We start from the raw sequence: 506 nt of genomic DNA on the forward strand, positions 1-506 counted from the left end.
CTCACCGGTTGGCGGTGGTGACCGGGGAGGTGACGCCGCCGAGGGAGACCCAGGCGACGGCGTCCTGGCTCTCGCGCTTGATGAACACGTAGCCGGTCTTGTGCCAGGGCACGATCGCGTTGGTCTTGTTGTCGAGCACCAGGTCGCCCCGGTCGGTGATCAGGGTCAGCACGGCGTGGCCCTCGCCCTTCTCGTCGATCACCACGGTCATGCGCATCGCCCGCCGCGGCAGACCGGCCTCGACCAGCAGGTGGCGCTTGAGCAGCTGGAAGTCCTCGCAGTCGCCGATGCCGTCCTCGGCCAGGTCCCAGCGGTCGGCCACGTGCAGGTGGTCCTGGTCGGTCATCGGCTCGATCGCCTTGTTGACCCGCCGGTTCACCGACACGATCGTCGCCCAGGTCGCGGGCGTCAGGCTGATCCGGGCCGGCTCGCCCCGGTCCAGCGCGCACTCCGCCGCGTAGGTCTGGCAGAACGTCACCCACGCCGCGATCGGCTTGGCGTCGCCC

At 70.4% G+C, this 506-nt stretch carries 1 protein-coding gene; it reads right to left on the minus strand.

Features of this window, described 5'->3' with window-relative positions; translation table 11 throughout:
- Position 1: 1 nt before the first annotated feature.
- On the minus strand, positions 2-506 hold a 505-nt coding region (locus ACLBXO_RS31710; RefSeq protein ID WP_447687913.1), incomplete at its 5' end, for a transglutaminase-like cysteine peptidase.

The sequence above is a fragment of the Methylobacterium sp. C33D genome (genome assembly GCF_053345825.1).